The sequence below is a fragment of the Thermoanaerobacter wiegelii Rt8.B1 genome (assembly GCF_000147695.2).
GTDB classification, from domain to species: Bacteria; Bacillota; Thermoanaerobacteria; order Thermoanaerobacterales; family Thermoanaerobacteraceae; genus Thermoanaerobacter; species Thermoanaerobacter ethanolicus.
The window spans coordinates 515,904-534,480 of the sequence record NC_015958.1 but is presented as its reverse complement, the minus strand read 5'-3'; the positions used below and the strand labels follow the sequence as shown (position 1 = coordinate 534,480).

Below are 18,577 nucleotides of genomic sequence, written 5' to 3'. Positions count from 1 at the left end.
CACCTCACAAAACAGCAGGAATTACAATACGCGCAACAGTATTGCCATCTATTACTTGGTAATAAAGTCCATACTTTTCTCCATAATATAACTTAATCCTTTCATTAACATTTTGTATTCCATAACTATCTTTGTCCTCTGCCGGCGAATCCAATAGTTTATTTACTAAATCCAAATCTATAGGATTACCATTGTTTATGATTTCAAATACAATTTTTTCGCCCTCTAAATAACCGTTAATCAAAATTTTTCCTTTCCCTTCATAAGTCTCTATCCCATGAATCATTGCATTTTCAACAAGAGGCTGCAAAATTAACTTTATTGTCTTGTAATGTAAAATTCTTTTATCTATATTAAAATTCACCTCAAACTTATCTTCAAATCTGATTTTTTGAATTGTAATATAGCTTTCGACATGCTTCAATTCATTTTCCACAGTAGTTACATCATTCCCTTTATTAATGCTATATCTCAAAATTGATGCTAAAGATTTTACAATTTTACTTATTTCTGTCACATTGTGTTGTATTGCAATCCAATTAATAGAATCAAGTGTATTATATAAAAAATGTGGATTTATCTGTGCCTGCAAAGCTTTTAATTCCGCGTCTTTTTCCTTTATTTTTGACAAATATGCTTCATGTATAAGTTCATTTATTCTTTTTATCATGTAGTTAAAACTTGAATATAACACTCCTATTTCTCCGCCCCAGTTTTCTTCAACACTTATATTGAAATTCTCTTTCTCAACTTTTTTCATTTCAGTAGCAAGTTTTATTATTGGCTGTGAAATACTGTATGAAAAATAAAGAGAAATTAAGGCTGCAATCACAAGACTCAAAAGCGCAGTAAGATAGATAAAATTTCTTATCATCTCAGCTTTTTCATTAAGTTCAGCCATAGGCACAATACCAACAAGTTTCCACCCATTTTGAGGTAGAGTATTGTATATAACCATTATTTTATTATCATTTATAGTAATAAAATCACTTCCAGAACTGCTATTGTATAATTTAGTGGTATAACGATATAAAAAGCTTTTGTCCTCTGAATATATGAGTCCCCCCTTATCGTCAACTAGATATACCTTACCTGTTTTCCCAAGGTGTATATCAGACACCACTGAAGCAATTTTGGATATGTCCATATCTACAGAAATGACTGCTATAGGTTTAGTAAAATCTTTTACATTGAAAACCAACCTTGAAACAGAAATCATCTGTTTTCCAAAATCGTCTTTTATATGCCAATACAACTTGCCATTTTGCTGTATAGTCTTTTTGTACCATTTTTTATTTTCGACTACTTTTGAAGACATCACATCATTTTGTTCTAATCTCATTGGATATTGATTTTTACGCAAAGCAAAAATTTCTATGGAAGAATAATTTTCATTAAATATTCCAGGATATAATATACTGTTTCTGATAGCCGTAACTTGTCTGTTTATTTCGAAAGGAGTTTCTGCACCATTGCGTGATAAATTATACTGAAGTTCTTTATTCATTGAAACATATAGTATAGCATTTTTCATATTTTCCAGCATTTTTGATATATTTTTATTTGCTTGATTTAAGGTCTGTAAGGTAGTCTTTTTTACCTCTTCATTTATATATCTTGATGTAATATCACCTGTTATCGCCGCCACCATTATAAGTGGTATGACTATTATCAAAATGTATGAAAGCAAAATTTTTTTATATAACATATAAACCACCTTTATATAAATATTTCAACAAAATATACAAACTACCTTCTTTTTAATTAAAAGTTTATAAAAAAGTACACAAAATATTAAAAACGTCACATTAATTTCGCAACCGATTTCTTTTATAATTATTATATAACATTAATCTTATTTAAGGGGGAATTTAGTGTGAACAAAAAAAGAAAATCTTCACTTTACTAATCTCGATGGTACTAATAGTCAGCTTGATTGCCGGTTGTAGCTCTAACACCAGCTCTTCCACATCAAGTAATACTTCTAAAAATGAACCAGTCACAATCACCTACTCCTCTGGTAAAGATTCTACACCTGCAACTCAAAAACTAGTTGAAGCTTTTGAAAAAAAATATCCAAACATTAAGGTAAAATTTCAAGAGTTGCCAAGTTCAACAGATGACCAGCACAATTCATACGTCACTGCATTGTCAGCAGGCGATTCAAGCATTGACGTCTTAGCAATGGACATTATATGGACACCTGAGTTTGCTTCCGCTAATTGGTTGCTTCCATTAGACGATAAATTTACGAAGGAAATGAGAGACAAGTTTTTGCCAGGTCCCGTTGAAGCAGTAACATATAATGGTCATGTATGGGCAGTACCGAGATTTACAGACGCTGGAGTCCTTTATTATAGGAAAGATATCATCCAAAACCCGCCAAAGACCTGGGATGAATTAATTCAAATGGCAAAAGAAAACGTTGGTAAAGCCGGTACCAAATATGGAATAGTATTTCAGGGAAATCAATACGAAGGTTTAGTGTGCGATGCTTTGGAACTTATTTATAGTAATGGTGGAAATGTTCTTGATGGAAATAAAGTCGTAATAGACTCCCCGCAATCAATAGCAGGCCTTCAATACTTGATGGACTTAGTAAAAATTGCCCCTCCAGGTGTAACAACATATCAGGAAGAAGATGCAAGGAATGTATTCCAGCAAGGCGAGGCAATTTTTATGAGAAACTGGCCTTATGCATGGTCTTTAGTAAATGGAGATGATTCCCCGGTAAAAGGAAAAGTAGGAATTGCACCGATACCAAAAGGAAAAGACGGAACAGCAGGTATGCCAGTTTTAGGTGGATGGAATCTTGGCATTAACAAATACTCAAAACATCCCGAAGAAGCATGGAAATTTATAGAATTTGTCACAAGTGAGGAAGGGCAGAAAATAACCGCTTTAGAAGCTGGCCAACTTCCAACAATAAAATCTTTGTATCAAGACAAAGAAGTATTAGCAAAAAATCCTTATTGGGCAGATTTTTATGAAGTATTCATAACAGCAAGGCCAAGACCTGTTTCTCCATTCTATCCTCAAATGTCTGACTCAATGCAAATAAATTTCCACAAAGCCTTGACAGGAGAAATAACAGCACAGCAAGCTATACAAAATGTATCGAAAGATATGAATGACATAATTAAAAAGGGAGGAAAATAAGAAGTACTTTTTCATACAAAACCAAAGTGGCAGCTTTTGCTGCCACTTAATATAAAGAGGTGATATCGTGGTAGAACAAAAAAATTTAACATCCCCAACTAAAAACTCTAAGTTCCAGCTAAGTGAAGCCACATTGGGATATATATTAGTTGCTCCTGCTTTATTGTGTATTATTGCAATAGCTTTATATCCTGTATTAAATACTTTTAAATTGAGTCTTTACTATATGAAACTTCAACTTGTGGGGCTGACCCACTTTGTAGGATTTCAAAATTACGCCCTATTATTTCATGACCCGAGATTTTGGTCAGCTACTTCAAATACAATTATTTTTACAGTTGTATCTGTAACGTTGGAATTAGTGCTTGGAATGATAATGGCACTTTTGATGAATAAAAAATTTAAAGGAACAGGATTGGCAAGGGCTGCCGTGTTAGTTCCATGGGCAATCCCCACTATAGTTTCTGCCCTTATGTGGAAATTCATTTATAATGACCAATTTGGTGTATTAAATGACATTCTTATGAGAATAGGGTTAATTCACAGTTACAGAGCATGGTTGGGTACACCTTCTTTAGCGATGGGTGCCGCTATATTTGCAGATGTATGGAAAACTGCCCCTTTTATGGCTTTATTACTGCTTGCTGGACTTCAAAACATATCTCATGACCTTTATGAAGCAGCAAGAGTAGACGGTGCAGGAAGTATAAGACAATTTTTTAGTATCACTTTGCCTTTGCTAAAACCCACAATTTTAGTTGCTCTTATCTTTAGAACTTTAGATGCTTTTAGAGTGTTTGACCTAATTTTTGTAATGACAGGAGGAGGACCAGGAAACTCAACAGAAACCCTATCAATATATGCATATAAAACACTTTTTAGAAACCTCGATTTTGGAATGGGCTCTGCAATAGCTGTTATAATATTCGTTTTTGTATTCATCTTTGCAATGATGTATATAAGACTTTTAGATAAAAATATTTTAGAATGAGGTGAAAAAATGAAATTTAAAAACACTGTAAATCAACTCGTATTTTATACGTTTTTAATAATATTTCTCGTATATATAATTTTCCCATTTTTATGGCAGTTGCTTACGTCATTTAAAACTCCACAAGAACTGTTTAGCATCCCTCCAACCTGGATTCCGAGCAAAATTTATACGGGTTACTACGTAAATGTATTTACCAAAAGGCCCTTTTTGACATATCTAAAAAACAGCTTTATAGTAGCATCTGTTACCACTCTGTTTAGCCTTTTTGTTTCTTCTTTTGCAGCATATGCTTTAGCAAGGCTTAAATTTAAAGGAAAAGCGATAATACTTTCTTTAGTTCTGTCTGTATCTATGTTTCCGGGAATTGCTATAGTAAGCCCCTTGTTTCTTTTTTTAAAAAGTATAAATTTATTGAATAGCTACCTCGGGCTTATATTAACATACACTACTTTTGCAATTCCTCTTTCTTTGTGGATTTTAACTTCATTTTTTAAAGAAATCCCCTTTGAACTTGAGGAATCTGCAAAAGTAGATGGTGCTACTCCTATGCAAGCATTTTTAAAGATAATAATGCCTCTTGCTACCCCAGGTATGTTTACAACTGCTATTCTCACGTTTATAGCTGCATGGAATGAATTTCTCTTCGCTCTTGTATTTAACACACAAGACTCAATGAGGACAGTCCCCGTTGGTATAGCTATGTTTCCTGGTGAGCATGACCTTCCTTGGGGAGACATTGCAGCAGCATCTGTTGTTGTAACAGTACCCCTTATAATAATGGTCCTCATATTCCAAAAGAGGATAATATCTGGATTAACCGCTGGTGCAGTAAAGGGATAAATAGAGAGAAAGGAGTGTCTTTAAAAATGCAAAAAAAATGGTGGAAAGAGGCAGTTGTATATCAAATATATCCTCGCAGTTTTTATGACTCAAATGGAGATGGAATTGGGGATTTGCAAGGTGTAATAACAAAACTTGACTATTTAAAAGAGCTCGGCATAGATGTCATTTGGTTAAATCCAATTTATAAATCACCAAATACAGATAATGGTTACGATATTAGTGATTATTATGCTATTATGGATGAATATGGTTTTTAGAGTCAAGAAAGTCAAAAGATAATCCTTACAGAGACTTTTATTTTTGGCGAAAGGGCAAAAATAGCAACCCACCTAATAATTGGGCCTCTTTTTTTAGCGGCTCTGCGTGGGAGTATGACCCTACAACCGATGAATATTACCTGCATCTTTTCGCAGTCAAACAACCAGATCTAAACTGGGATAACCCTAAGGTTAGACAAGAGATATACAAAATGATGAAGTGGTGGCTAGACAAAGGTATTGATGGATTTAGAATGGATGTTATAAATCTAATCTCAAAAGTTGAAGGACTACCCGACGATGTAGAAGGTGAAAAGTATGGTGGTCTTGTCGGCGCAAAATATTACGCAAATGGTCCTAAGGTTCATCAATATTTACAAGAAATGAACAAAGAGGTTTTAAGCAAGTATGACATCATGACCGTTGGTGAAACCCCATTTGTAACTCCCGAAATTGCAAAATTATATGTGGAACATGATAGAAATGAATTAAACATGCTTTTTCACTTTGAACTCATGGGCATTGACTGTGGTAATAGCAAATGGGATATAAAACCATGGAAACTTACAGATTTCAAGGAAGTTATGTACAAATGGTATTTAACCCTAAAAGACAAAGGTTGGAATTCGTTATACTTGAACAATCATGATCAACCAAGAATGGTTTCACGCTTTGGAAATGATAAAAAATATAGAGAAGAATCAGCAAAACTTTTGGCCACGCTTCTTCATACATGGCAAGGAACACCATATATTTATCAAGGTGAAGAAATTGGTATGACAAATTGTAAGTTTGAAAGCATTGTGGAATTTAAAGATGTAGAAACTTTAAATTGGTATAACGAAATGAAAAAACAAGGTAAAAGCGATGATGAACTTCTGGAAATTTTGAACAAGCGCAGCCGAGACCATGCAAGAACACCAATGCAATGGGACGATACAAAAAACGCCGGTTTTACAACAGGTATACCCTGGATTAAGGTAAATCCCAATTATAAAGAGATAAATGTTAAAAAGGCATTAAAGGATAAAAATTCCATATTTTATTATTACAAGAAGCTGATTGAGCTTAGGAAAAAATTCCCTGTTATTGTATACGGCGATATCGCGATGCTATATAAAGATGATGAAAAAATCTTTGCATATACAAGAAGTTATGAAAACCAAAGGCTTTTGGTTGTACTAAACTTTTCAGAAGATAATGTTGATTTTGCTGCACCAAAAGAGATATTTACTCATTCTCCCCAGCTTTTAATAAACAACTATCCAGTTGATGATAACATCCAAGAAAAAATTATTTTAAAGCCATATGAAGCAAGGGTATATAAAATATAAAAGTGTAAAAAATCCACAGCTCCTACTGTGGATTTTTTACACAATTATTTTACTTCTAACACTTTATTTTTTATGTCAGATATGAACTCTTCAATATCAGTAAGTTCCGAAGTAATAATCTCATACAGCTCTTCCTCTGTTACCAGATTATATAAATGGACCATGCGATTTCTATATCCAGCCATTTGTACTAACTTATCGCTTAATTCTGGACTTACATATCCATACTCTCCTAATCCTCTTGCAATTGATTTATATTCGGTTGATAAATCAATATTCCCTGTTTTAGCTAAAATGTGCCTGCCTATATCAAATATTGCCTCGAGAGTACGCCTTAAAAAACTTTCAGCTGCTGCTGCATTTCTTTTGTCACTTAAAAAAGAATTCTTATCAATAGAAGCTAAGGCTCTTAATTCTTTTAAATAGCCATCAATAAGCGTAAGTCTTTCTATTATTAACTGACGATTTATCATACTTTTCACCACATTTTTAATACTTTTCTAAAACTTCTTCATTGTATTTATCATAGACATATTTGAAATCTGCTGCACGCCTCAAAATTCGCATTTCATATGCATCTTTAAATTCTTCTGAATAGTAATAAATGCAAATTCCCTTTAAAGCTTCACATTGGAAAATGGAATGCCTTTCTTGTAAAAATATGAGGTCTAATTTGTATGGCTTAAATATCTCTTCCATTTCATTGTAAACATTGGCATAAATTTTATATCGATCTTTCATAAATTCTATATTTTCTAAAAAGACTATTCCAACATCAATATCAGTCAACGGATCGTCAATAACTACTTTTTCCTCTTTCAACAATTTTAGTGCATTTTCCTTTTGCGAGCCAAATAAATACACCAATGCGATATTGTATTTTTTACATATATTAGTTAATTTTTCTGAAACACTATACATACCAATCACCACATATAATTATATCACAAATTGCAATATTTTACATCACCCCAATTACAACCGCCTTATCCTCTTTAGACTTTATGACTGTATTTACATGGTTTACTCCAAAATGGTACATCACATAGTCAAGGTTAGGTGCATCGATTAAAAGTATATCAGCTTTTTTCCCTTTTTCTATTGTTCCTATATCGTTACCCTTATCAATAGCACAAGCTGCATTTAAAGTCACAGCAGTTAAAATCTCTTTGGCAGACATTTTCATTTTTATATACGCAAAAGACATTATAAGCTGTAAATTTTCTGTAGGGCTTGTCCCCGGGTTGTAATCCGTACCAAGAGCCACAGCAAGACCTTTTTCAATTAATTTTCTTGCATTGGCATAAGGTCTATCTAAAAAGTAAGAAACTCCAGGAAGAAGTACCCCTACAGTACCTGCTTTTTTCATAAGTTCAATTCCTTTTTCAGATACCTCTTCAAGATGATCTGCGCTTACAGCACCTAATATTCCCGCCAATTCTCCTCCACCACTTTGTGTCAACTCATCAGCGTGAATTTTAAGTTTCATTCCATACTTTTTAGCCTCTTCTAATATCTTTTTAGACTGTTCATAGTCAAAAGCTCCATCTTCGCAAAAAACATCACAAAACTCTGCAAGATTTTCCTCTTTTACTTTGGGAATCATTTCATTTATAATTTTATCAACATATCCCCAAGAATTCTCCTTAAACTCCGTGGGTATTGAATGAGCCCCTAAAAAAGTAGGAACAATATCCACAAGAGAGATTGAATTAAGCTTATTCATAAGTCTTAAAAGCCTTATCTCTTCTTCTGTGCTAAGTCCATATCCACTTTTTACTTCTACAGTAGTAGTGCCATGAGATAGCATTATATCAAGGCTTTTCATAGCTTTTTCTATCAATTGGTTATCAGAAGCATTTCTGGTTGCATTAACAGTAGAAAGTATTCCTCCACCTTGCTTTAATATGTCTACATAACAATACCCTTTTAATTTAAGTGCCACTTCATTTTCTCTTGAGCCATAATGTATAAGATGAGTATGAGGGTCTACAAATCCAGGAATTGCAATCATGCCTTTTGCGTCAATTTTTTCTTTTGCAGAAATTGCGGCAGGTGATTTCCCTGCCGCTACAATTTTTCCATCTTTTATTGCAATGTAAGCATTTTCAATCTCCTCTATCTTTTCCATGTCACTTCCACATTGTGGGCAATTGCCAAGAGGTGTATAAATTTTCTTAATGTTGTATATTAACAAATCTGCCTCCATTTTAACACCTCATTCGTATATTCTGTTTTCTAAAACCATATTTTCAGAAAAGTTCTCTATTCTTAAATAATAATCTGCCACATCAAACAAAGCCTTTGCTGGCACAAGCCCTATTATTTCACTGCCTATAACATTTACCCCATACCTACTAGCTTCTGCTTTAATTGTTTCAAAAACTCTGTAAATAGGTGTTTTATTAAAATCAGTAAGGTTCATCGACACCTGCACAATTCCTCTTTCTTTTAATTCCACCCCCATCGCCTTTACATACCGGTAACCGCCGTTTGAAAATCGGATAGCTTTAGCAATTTTGTTAGCTATATCAATATTGTCTGTAGCAAGATTGACATTGTAGGCAATGAGAAAATTTCTTGCGCCAATCACTGTCGCACCGCTTTTGGGGTTCATCTCCTGCGGACCAAAGTCTGGCTTCCATTCCGGCTGTTTTATCTTTTCAAAAAAGCCTTCATATTCTCCCCGCCTTATATTCTCTAAATTTTTTCTTTCAGGAGTTATAGCAGCTTCTTCATATAAATACACAGGTATATTAAGCTCTCTTCCAACCCTTTCTCCTACTTCTCTTGCAATTTGGATACATTCTTCCATTGTAGCATTTTTCACAGGTATAAAGGGCACCACATCTGTTGCCCCAATCCTCGGATGTTCTCCTTTATGGTACCTCATATCAATTATCTCTGAAGCTTTTTTAATGAGCTTAAAAGCCGCTTCTTTTACTCCCTTTGCATCTCCACAAAAGGTTATAACTGTCCTGTTGTGGTCTTTATCGGAAGAGTAATCCAAAAGCTTTACTCCTTCAGTCGACACAACTTCTTTGACAAGCTGTGCTATTTTTTCTTGGTCTCTTCCTTCACTAAAATTAGGTACACATTCAATTATCTGATCCATTTATTTCCTCATCCTTTCCAACATTATTTTAGCATAGGCATTTTTATTCCTTTTTCTTTCGCAGTTCTTATTGCAATTTCATATCCAGCATCTGCATGTCTCATAACACCAGAACCAGGGTCAGAGGTCAAAACTCGCTCTATTCTCAAGTCAGACTCTTTTGTTCCATCGGCACACACCACTACTCCTGCGTGTATTGAATATCCTATTCCAACTCCACCGCCGTGATGTACTGATACCCATGTAGCTCCTGAAGCAGTATTTAACAAGGCGTTAAGTATTGGCCAATCTGCGATAGCATCACTGCCATCTTTCATTGCCTCCGTTTCTCTGTAAGGGGATGCGACAGAACCTGTATCATGGTGGTCACGACCTATTACAATAGAAGCTTTCAGTTCGCCTTTTCTCACCATTTCATTTATTGCAAGTCCAAATTCCGCCCTTTGGCCATATCCTAACCAACAAATCCTCGCAGGCAATCCTTGGAATTTAATCTTTTCTCTCGCTAACCTAATCCATCTTTCAAGCAGTTTATCTTCAGGAAAAAGTTCTAAAACTTTTTCGTCAGTCTTGTAAATATCCTCAGGGTCTCCTGATAATGCAATCCAGCGGAAAGGTCCTTTCCCTTCAGAGAATAAATCTCTTATATACTCAGGAACATAACCTTGGATATTAAAAGCCTCTTTTACCCCTTCATCATAAGCCATTCTCCTTATGTTATTGCCGTAATCAAAAGCTATTGCTCCTCTTTTTTGCATCTCAAGCATTGCTGAAACGTGCTCTGCCATAGCTTTTTTAGCTCTCTTTATATATTCCTCCGGATTTGATTTTCTAAGAGCAAATGCCTCTTCTAGTGTCATTCCATTTGGCACATATCCGTTTAATGGGTCATGGGCTGATGTCTGGTCTGTTACAACGTCTGGAATTATTCCTCTCCTTACAAGCTCAGGATGGACATCTGCGGCATTTCCGACAAGTCCAACTGACAAAGGCTTTCCTTCTTCTTTCGCTTTCAAAACCATTTCTAAAGCTTCGTCAAGATTGTCTGTCATTACATCAAGGTATTTAGTATCTAATCTTCTCTGTATTCTATTTCTGTCCACTTCTACTACAAGGCATGCGCCATCCAACATGGTAACTGCTAAAGGCTGCGCTCCGCTCATACCTCCAAGTCCGGCTGTAAGTACAAACTTTCCCTTCAATGTTCCATCAAAATGTTTTTTAGCAAGAGCTGCAAAAGTCTCAAAAGTTCCTTCTATAATCCCTTGTGTTCCTATATATATCCAACTTCCTGCTGTCATTTGCCCATACATGGTAAGCCCTTTTGCCTCAAGGTCCCAGAAATTTTCCCAATTAGCCCATGCAGGTACTAACATTGCATTGGATATGAGCACTCTTGGTGCCATTGTATGAGTTTTAAAAATTCCTACAGGTTTCCCAGATTGTATGAGAAGTGTCTCATCTTCCTCCAAATTTTCTAAGCTCTCTATTATTTTATCAAAAGCTTCCCAATTCCTTGCAGCTTTTCCTGCTCCTCCATACACTATCAAATTCGCCGGGTCCTCTGCTACCTCCGGATCTAGATTGTTCATCAAAGTCCTGTAAGGCGCCTCTATTTGCCAATTCTTGCAATGTAATGTGGTCCCCCTTGGCGCTCTTATAACTCTTGACATATTTAAATCCCCCCATAAATTTTTTAATTTGGTGATATAGTATATTTCTATTTATCACTTCAAAAATCCTGCTAATATTTATACATTTTTAAATTTAAAAAGCGGGAATGACCCCGCCTTTACTCAACTTTAAATTGTTTAATTGCCTCAATAAGCGTATTGGCATAATTCTTAAGTTCATTTGCTGTTGATGCCATCTCTTCCACAATTGCCGACTGTTCTTGTGATGTTGCGGATACTTCTTCCGCTGATGCCGCTGACTCTTCTGATACAGCCGCTATGTTCTGTATTGAATCAACTATTTTGTTCTTGTGAGATTCTATCTCCTTTAAAGATTTATTAAGATTATCAATTTTTTCTACTATGAAATTCACTGCATGAATTATTCCTTCAAACACATCTTTTGTAGTATTGACTACATTGCTTTGCTCTTCTATCGATTTTGTTGAGTCTTCTACTGTTTTGTAGGTATTGTTAATAGTGTTTTGTATTTCAGATATTAAGTTTGCTATGTTTCTCGCTGCCTGTGAGGACTGTTCTGCCAATTTCCTCACTTCATCTGCTACAACTGCAAAGCCTCTTCCTGCTTCTCCTGCTCTCGCTGCCTCTATTGCCGCGTTTAGTGATAAAAGATTTGTCTGGTCTGCTATGCCTGTTATCGTCTCTACAATCTTGCTTATTTCCGTAGATTTTTCTAAAAGATAATTTGTGGATTCTTTTACATTGTTATTTGCTTCTATTGTGTGTTTTGTCTTCTCTATTAGCTCTTTTATTGTTACAAGTCCTTCACTTGATACCATGTTTACATTCTCTATTTCATGGTTTATGTCTTCTGCATTTTTTAATGAGTTATCTATTAGTTGCCCAAGTACTACAGTCGCTGTAGCACTCTCCTCTGCCTCTTTTGCTTGGCTGGAAGCTCCTTGTGCGATTTCTTCAATGGCTTTTGCAACATCCTGCGTGGCTTGAGCTGCCTGCTCTGATGCTACTGCTAAATTCTCTGCAGAATGATTTACAGATTCTGATATGCTCTTTATGTCAAAAACAAGTTTCTTTATTCCTTCTATCATTGTGTTGAAGCTGTTTGCCAGTATTCCAACTTCATCTTTTGATTTAATATCAATATTTACATTCAAATTACCATTTGCTCCCTCTTCCATTGTTTTTGATAGTTCATTAAGAGGATTAAGTTTTCTATTAAGGAACCAAATAATAAGCATAGAACCAACAATTAAATTTATTATTGATATTATAATTATTACATTAAGAACTGTTTTTACTGGTCTATAAAAGTCTTCATCATAAGCACCAACATTTACAAACCAATCCCAGGGCGCAAAATACCCAACTGCATTAGTTTTAGGACGCATTTTTTTCTCGCCAGGATTCTGCCAATAAAAATGTATAATACCATTATTTTTAGGATTCCTACCTTCTTCAATAATAAGCTTTACTATATTATTACCTTTAGGGTCTACTACTTCGGATATATCTTCTCCTTCTTTATATGGATGCATCATTTCTATTCCTTGACTATTTATAGCATACATATAAGCTCCTATATTTAGTTCTAGTTTATCATTTTGACCTCTGGTTTTTCCATCTTCCTTTTTAGGATTTAACATCTTAGATTTAAAAATTTCTTGTGCTTCTTCTCTTGTTAGTTTACCCGCTTGAACTTGTTCTTCTAATGCTTCCATGAAAGCAATTCCCATATTTACTTTATTTTTTAGTGCGGTTTCTCCAAGATTTAAAAGTGCCTTTTTAGATACATTATAAGCAGCAAAACCTAAAACAGACATACTTATTAAAGTTACTGCAATGAACATTAAAACTAATGTTGATTTAATACTTTTTGTACCTACTTTTTTCAGTTTTTTCATTTAATGTTCCTCCTTTGTTTAGTATCCATAGGTCTTTGCAGAACCCCAAAATCCTCACAAATTAAGGGGTTCTGCTATATAAAAATCTTTATTCTCTTTTATTATTTTTATTAAACCTTCTACAAAAAGCAGGATTGCACCCACTATGTGTCGAACATCTAATAACATATCAGACCTCACCTCCCTTTTGATGTTGTTTTGATTTTTTTTACGGTGAGGTCTTTTTTCTACATTTGCACCTCTTTTTCCTGCTTAATCACCTACTGAAATTTTACACTATCTTCTGTGTTTTGTTTAAAAGAATTTATGTACTTATTTAAAACCGATAAAGCTGCTTGATTGGAATCGTTTATCTTGTTTTTAAGAATACTCTCTGCAATATTTGTTGAAAAATATCCTGTTATAACAAGGGGAATTAAAATAAACAAGAGCATAAACACCAAAAGTTTTGTTCTAATGCTTTTCATTTGTTACCCTCCCATTATATAGAAATAAAGTGTTGTTGATCCCCCTTTTTTTCCCACAAGACTTCTTCCAGTGCTTCTACGATTTTGTAATTATATTTTTGTGGTTGGGTTTTTAATTCAAATATTGCCTCGTGTATACTTTTTAACCTCTTTTCATTATAAGGCCTTTTTGTAGTCATTGCATCAAAAGAATCACAAATTCCTATTATTTGAGCACTTAAAGGAATAATACTGACACCAAAAGGATAGCCAGAACCATCTAGCCTTTCATGATGGTAAAGTAACCCTGGGACCAAATCCTTCAATGAAGGAAAAATTTTCAACATTTCCGAGCCATAACTTGAATGTATCTTCACAAACTCGTATTCCAACTCTGTAAGCGGAGCTGGCTTGTCAAGAATGGTGACAGGTACTAATACCTTGCCAATATCGTGTAATAATCCCCCCTTACAGTTATAAATTTGCTCCTCTTTGGGTAATCCTAATTTTTTAGAAACTAAATAAGTAAGTTTCGCAACTCTTATACTGTGTAAATAAGTTATATAGTGATAATGTTTCAAACTCGTCATTAAATGCTTTATAAGATAATACTCGCTGTAATTGTATACTTCCACCGTTTTCCCTTCTTTTCGACATAATTTGACAAAAAAATTATACTATTTGTTTCTTATAATGTCAATTTTAAAAAAGTTTCAAAAAAAAAAAAAAAAAAAAAAAAAAAAAAAAATACAGTTTTTTTCTTATCGAATTTTTTTGACAATCATTCCTTCTCGAAAATGGTATACCCAAAAACGCTATTGGTTGCAATGTACAATAGCTGTTGTAATGATTATCCTCGTTTCATTTGGTGGAGAAACCACAGCTAAATTTTTTGATATGGATTTGTCACAAAAAAGTTTTAATTTTCTAGTTGGTGTGGTATAATTATTATGTACCTGTTATATAGCTTTAATAAAAGCAAAAATCTAAATTAATACGGTCTGTTATACACTCTATAAATACCTGTTATATAATAAAATGAAATATTGTATACTGTGCTATATCAGGTACATCCTTCTTTGATTGGTGACCTTTTTATTTAATTATATTTAAATAAGGAGAGGAGTAAAGAAATGGCTAAAGTAATGAAGACCATGGATGGTAACACAGCTGCTGCCCATGTGGCTTATGCTTTTACGGAAGTAGCTGCGATTTACCCCATAACTCCATCGTCTCCAATGGCAGAAGTGGTAGATGAATGGAGTGCACATGGAAGAAAGAACATATTTGGTCAGCCGGTAAAAGTTATTGAAATGCAGTCAGAAGCAGGTGCTGCAGGGGCTGTTCACGGATCACTGGCAGCAGGAGCTCTAACAACGACATTTACTGCATCACAAGGACTTCTTTTAATGATTCCCAACATGTACAAAATTGCAGGGGAGCTTTTACCTGGAGTATTCCATGTAAGTGCACGTGCCGTTGCAACACATGCTCTTTCAATTTTTGGTGACCATTCTGACGTTATGGCATGCCGCCAAACAGGTTTTGCTATGCTTGCTTCTGGCAGTGTACAGGAAGTAATGGATTTAGCAAGCGTCGCACACCTTTCTGCAATTAAAGGAAGAGTACCTTTCTTGCACTTCTTTGACGGATTTAGAACATCTCACGAAGTGCAAAAAATCGAAGTTTTAGATTACGAAGACCTCAAAAAACTTGTAGACTATGAAGCTTTAAAAGCATTCAGACAAAGAGCACTAAATCCAGAACATCCTGTAACAAGAGGTACAGCTCAAAACCCAGACATATTCTTCCAAGGAAGAGAAGCTGCTAATAGATTCTACAATGCTATACCTGAAATCGTAGAATATTACATGAATGAAATAAACAAATTAACAGGCAGAGAATATAAGCTGTTCAACTATTATGGTGCACCAGATGCAGAAAGAATAATAATTGCAATGGGTTCTGTAACAGAAACTATTGAAGAAACAGTAGATTACTTGATGAAAAAAGGAGAAAAAGTAGGTGTCGTAAAAGTACATCTTTATAGGCCTTTCTCTATAAAACACTTCTTAGACGTAATACCAAAGACAGTAAAGAAAATAGCTGTGCTTGACAGAACAAAAGAACCCGGTTCAATTGGCGAACCTTTATATGAAGATGTAAAAACTGCCTTCTTTGATAGTGAATTGCGTCCAGTCATTGTTGGAGGTCGTTATGGTCTTGGCTCAAAAGATACTACACCTGCACAGATCATTGCTGTATTTGAGAACCTCAAAGCTGATGAGCCAAAAGACCACTTCACAATAGGAATAATAGATGATGTAACCTTTACATCCCTTCCTGTAGGAGAAGAAGTTGACACAGCACCAGAGGGAACAACCAGCTGCAAATTCTGGGGATTTGGTTCTGATGGTACAGTTGGTGCAAACAAGAGCGCTATAAAGATTATAGGCGACAATACAGATTTGTATGTGCAAGCTTACTTCTCTTACGATTCAAAGAAGTCAGGCGGTGTAACAGTATCCCACTTAAGATTTGGTAAAAAGCCAATAAGGTCTACTTATTTAATTAACAAAGCAGACTTCATTGCCTGCCATAAGCAATCTTACGTTTACAACTATGACATATTGGCAGGATTAAAAGATGGCGGTACTTTCCTTCTAAACTGCAATTGGAAAGTTGAAGAATTAGACAAAAAATTGCCTGCTTCAATCAAAAGATATTTAGCTAAACATAACATTAACTTCTACATCATCAACGCTGTAGACATCGCAAAAGAAATAGGTTTAGGCGGAAGAATTAACATGATAATGCAATCTGCTTTCTTCAAACTCACAAACATAATACCAATTGAAGAGGCAGTAAAGCACTTAAAAGAAGCTATCGTAAAAGAATACGGACATAAAGGCGAAAAGATAGTACAGATGAACTACGAGGCTGTAGATAGAGGTATAAATTCTTTAGTCAAAGTAGAAGTACCTGCTTCTTGGGCAGATGCTGAAGATGAGCCAAAAGAAGAAAGACAAGCACCTGATTTTGTAAAAAATGTTGCCGATGTAATGAATAGATTGGAAGGAGACAAACTTCCTGTAAGTGCCTTCCTCGGAAGAGAAGATGGTACCTTTCCACCAGGTACTGCAGCTTATGAAAAACGTGGAATTGCTGTTGACGTACCTGAGTGGCAAATAGATAACTGTATACAATGTAACCAATGCGCTTTTGTATGTCCACATGCTGCAATAAGGCCCTTCTTGCTCACAGAAGAGGAAGTTAAAAACGCACCAGAAGGATTTAAAGTTAAAAAGGCTATTGGAAAGGGCTTTGAAGGACTATACTACAGAATTCAAGTCAGTGTCCTTGACTGTACAGGTTGCGGCGTTTGCGTAAATGAGTGTCCTGCAAAAGAAAAAGCACTTGTAATGAAGCCTTTAGAAACACAAATGGAAGAAGCAAAGAACTGGGAATACGCAATGACTTTATCACCAAAAGAAAACCCAATGAGCAAAGAAACAGTAAAAGGAAGCCAGTTCGAAAAGCCTCTGCTTGAATTCTCAGGTGCTTGCGCAGGATGCGGTGAAACACCTTACGCTAAACTTGTCACACAGCTTTTTGGCGATAGAATGATGATAGCGAATGCTACAGGTTGTTCTTCAATTTGGGGAGCAAGTGCACCATCTACACCATATTGTACAAACCATGAAGGAAAAGGACCAGCCTGGGCAAATTCCCTTTTTGAAGACAACGCAGAATTTGGTCTTGGCATGGCATTAGCTGTAAAACAACAAAGAGCAAAATTAGCTGATATAGTAAAAGAACTGTTGGAGCTTAACATCACAGCAGAGCTAAAAGAAGCATTGCAATTCTGGCTTGACAACATGATGGACGGCAAAAAATCAAAAGAAGCTGCCATAAAATTGTTACCAATACTTCAAAACTATAAAGCAGAAGACGCAAAAGTAAAAGAGCTTATTAATGAAGTACTTGAAAGAAAAGATTACCTCATCAAGAAGTCTCAATGGATATTTGGTGGCGACGGTTGGGCATACGATATAGGTTATGGCGGATTAGATCATGTACTTGCTTCGGGAGAAGATATAAACGTCTTAGTATTCGATACAGAAGTTTATTCAAATACAGGTGGACAATCTTCAAAGGCAACACCAGTAGGTGCAGTAGCACAATTTGCAGCAGCAGGTAAACCAATTGGCAAGAAAGACTTGGGAAGAATGGCAATGACATACGGATATGTATATGTAGCACAGGTTGCAATGGGAGCAAGCCAGACACAATTAATTAAGGCATTAGTCGAAGCTGAAAGCTATCCAGGACCATCTCTCATCATAGCTTATGCTCCATGTATCGCTCATGGCATAAAACAAGGTATGAGCTGCAGCCAATTAGAAGAAAAGAAAGCTGTAGAAGCAGGATATTGGGTTCTCTATAGATACAATCCGCTTCTCAAGAAAGAAGGAAAGAATCCATTCATCCTCGATTCTAAGCCGCCAAAACTCTCTGTTAAAGACTTCTTACAGGGCGAAATCAGATTCTCAGCTCTTGAGAAGACTTTCCCTGAAAAAGCACAAAAGCTCTTTGAAGAAGCTGAGAAGCAAGCTCAAGAGAGGTATAAAATCTACGAAAGATTGGCAAAAGATGAATAAAAAATGGAGGGAACATTCCCTCCTTTTTTATCTCTGCAAAAGGCATGTGTGTAAAATTTTAGTAGGAAAAATAATATAGCTGACATTATGCACAAAGCGCGCGACCTACAAACTTGTGATACACACTGCAAATGTCTGTAACCATTAATATTAATTCTAATGTGGTATAATATATACGGGTGTTTGTCACTTTTGTAAATATATCATATGTA

General features: G+C 35.2%; 14 protein-coding genes and 1 pseudogene. 6 read left to right on the top strand and 9 right to left on the bottom strand.

The features are described 5' to 3' along the window. Positions 1-4: 4 nt before the first annotated feature. Positions 5-1,708 carry a cache domain-containing sensor histidine kinase gene (locus THEWI_RS02510; RefSeq protein ID WP_014062324.1) on the bottom strand — a complete coding sequence of 568 codons (1,704 nt, stop codon included), beginning with the start codon at positions 1,706-1,708 and terminating at the stop codon, positions 5-7. A gap of 206 nt (positions 1,709-1,914) precedes the next feature. Here THEWI_RS02510 and THEWI_RS02505 point away from each other — a divergent pair, with 206 nt between their 5' ends. The 5 genes and pseudogenes from THEWI_RS02505 (at position 1,915) to THEWI_RS15755 (ending at position 6,587) form a co-directional block, all read left to right on the top strand. Further along, complete coding sequence (locus tag THEWI_RS02505; protein ID WP_014062323.1) at positions 1,915-3,159, top strand: ABC transporter substrate-binding protein; 1,245 nt, start codon at positions 1,915-1,917, stop codon at positions 3,157-3,159. Between the two features lie 67 nt (positions 3,160-3,226). Next, positions 3,227-4,150 (top strand): carbohydrate ABC transporter permease, encoded by a 924-nt coding sequence (locus THEWI_RS02500; protein ID WP_014062322.1) that lies wholly within the window; start codon positions 3,227-3,229, stop codon positions 4,148-4,150. Between the two features lie 210 nt (positions 4,151-4,360). Continuing rightward, entirely contained in the window at positions 4,361-4,993 is a 633-nt protein-coding gene (locus THEWI_RS02495) for a carbohydrate ABC transporter permease (protein WP_244262298.1), read from the top strand. Positions 4,994-5,019: 26 nt separating this feature from the next. After that, positions 5,020-6,293, top strand: a pseudogene (locus THEWI_RS15530) (alpha-glucosidase); the annotation flags it as partial. 69 nt (positions 6,294-6,362) lie between these two features. Further along, the gene (locus THEWI_RS15755) at positions 6,363-6,587 is read left to right on the top strand and encodes an alpha-glucosidase C-terminal domain-containing protein (protein WP_483027928.1); all 225 of its coding nucleotides are present in this window, start codon (positions 6,363-6,365) and stop codon (positions 6,585-6,587) included. A gap of 44 nt (positions 6,588-6,631) precedes the next feature. Here THEWI_RS15755 and hepT read toward each other — a convergent pair whose 3' ends face one another. The 8 genes from hepT to THEWI_RS02450 all read right to left on the bottom strand — a co-directional run bounded on the left by hepT (position 6,632) and on the right by THEWI_RS02450 (position 14,339). Further along, the gene (gene hepT / locus THEWI_RS02485; protein WP_014062320.1) at positions 6,632-7,060 is read right to left on the bottom strand and encodes a type VII toxin-antitoxin system HepT family RNase toxin; all 429 of its coding nucleotides are present in this window, start codon (positions 7,058-7,060) and stop codon (positions 6,632-6,634) included. A 16-nt stretch (positions 7,061-7,076) separates the two neighbouring features. Next, a complete protein-coding gene (locus tag THEWI_RS02480; RefSeq protein ID WP_014062319.1) occupies positions 7,077-7,508 on the bottom strand; it encodes a nucleotidyltransferase domain-containing protein in 432 nt (143 codons plus the stop codon). A 40-nt stretch (positions 7,509-7,548) separates the two neighbouring features. Beyond that, positions 7,549-8,796, bottom strand: a complete 1,248-nt coding sequence (gene hutI / locus THEWI_RS02475) for an imidazolonepropionase (protein ID WP_014062318.1) — start codon at positions 8,794-8,796, stop codon at positions 7,549-7,551. A 9-nt stretch (positions 8,797-8,805) separates the two neighbouring features. Further along, positions 8,806-9,702 carry a glutamate formimidoyltransferase gene (gene ftcD, locus THEWI_RS02470; RefSeq protein WP_014062317.1) on the bottom strand — a complete coding sequence of 299 codons (897 nt, stop codon included), beginning with the start codon at positions 9,700-9,702 and terminating at the stop codon, positions 8,806-8,808. Between the two features lie 23 nt (positions 9,703-9,725). Further along, the gene (gene hutU, locus THEWI_RS02465) at positions 9,726-11,375 is read right to left on the bottom strand and encodes a urocanate hydratase (RefSeq protein ID WP_014062316.1); all 1,650 of its coding nucleotides are present in this window, start codon (positions 11,373-11,375) and stop codon (positions 9,726-9,728) included. Positions 11,376-11,494: 119 nt separating this feature from the next. Then, positions 11,495-13,258: a methyl-accepting chemotaxis protein gene (locus THEWI_RS02460; protein ID WP_014062315.1), complete on the bottom strand. Its 1,764-nt coding sequence runs from the start codon at positions 13,256-13,258 to the stop codon at positions 11,495-11,497. A gap of 260 nt (positions 13,259-13,518) precedes the next feature. Then, on the bottom strand, positions 13,519-13,725 hold the full coding sequence (locus tag THEWI_RS02455; protein WP_041589183.1) for a chemotaxis protein: 207 nt from the start codon (positions 13,723-13,725) through the stop codon (positions 13,519-13,521). Between the two features lie 14 nt (positions 13,726-13,739). After that, entirely contained in the window at positions 13,740-14,339 is a 600-nt protein-coding gene (locus THEWI_RS02450) for an HD-GYP domain-containing protein (RefSeq protein ID WP_014062314.1), read from the bottom strand. Between the two features lie 498 nt (positions 14,340-14,837). Here THEWI_RS02450 and nifJ point away from each other — a divergent pair, with 498 nt between their 5' ends. Further along, positions 14,838-18,365: a pyruvate:ferredoxin (flavodoxin) oxidoreductase gene (gene nifJ, locus THEWI_RS02440; RefSeq protein WP_014062313.1), complete on the top strand. Its 3,528-nt coding sequence runs from the start codon at positions 14,838-14,840 to the stop codon at positions 18,363-18,365. The last annotated feature ends 212 nt before the right edge of the window (positions 18,366-18,577 follow it).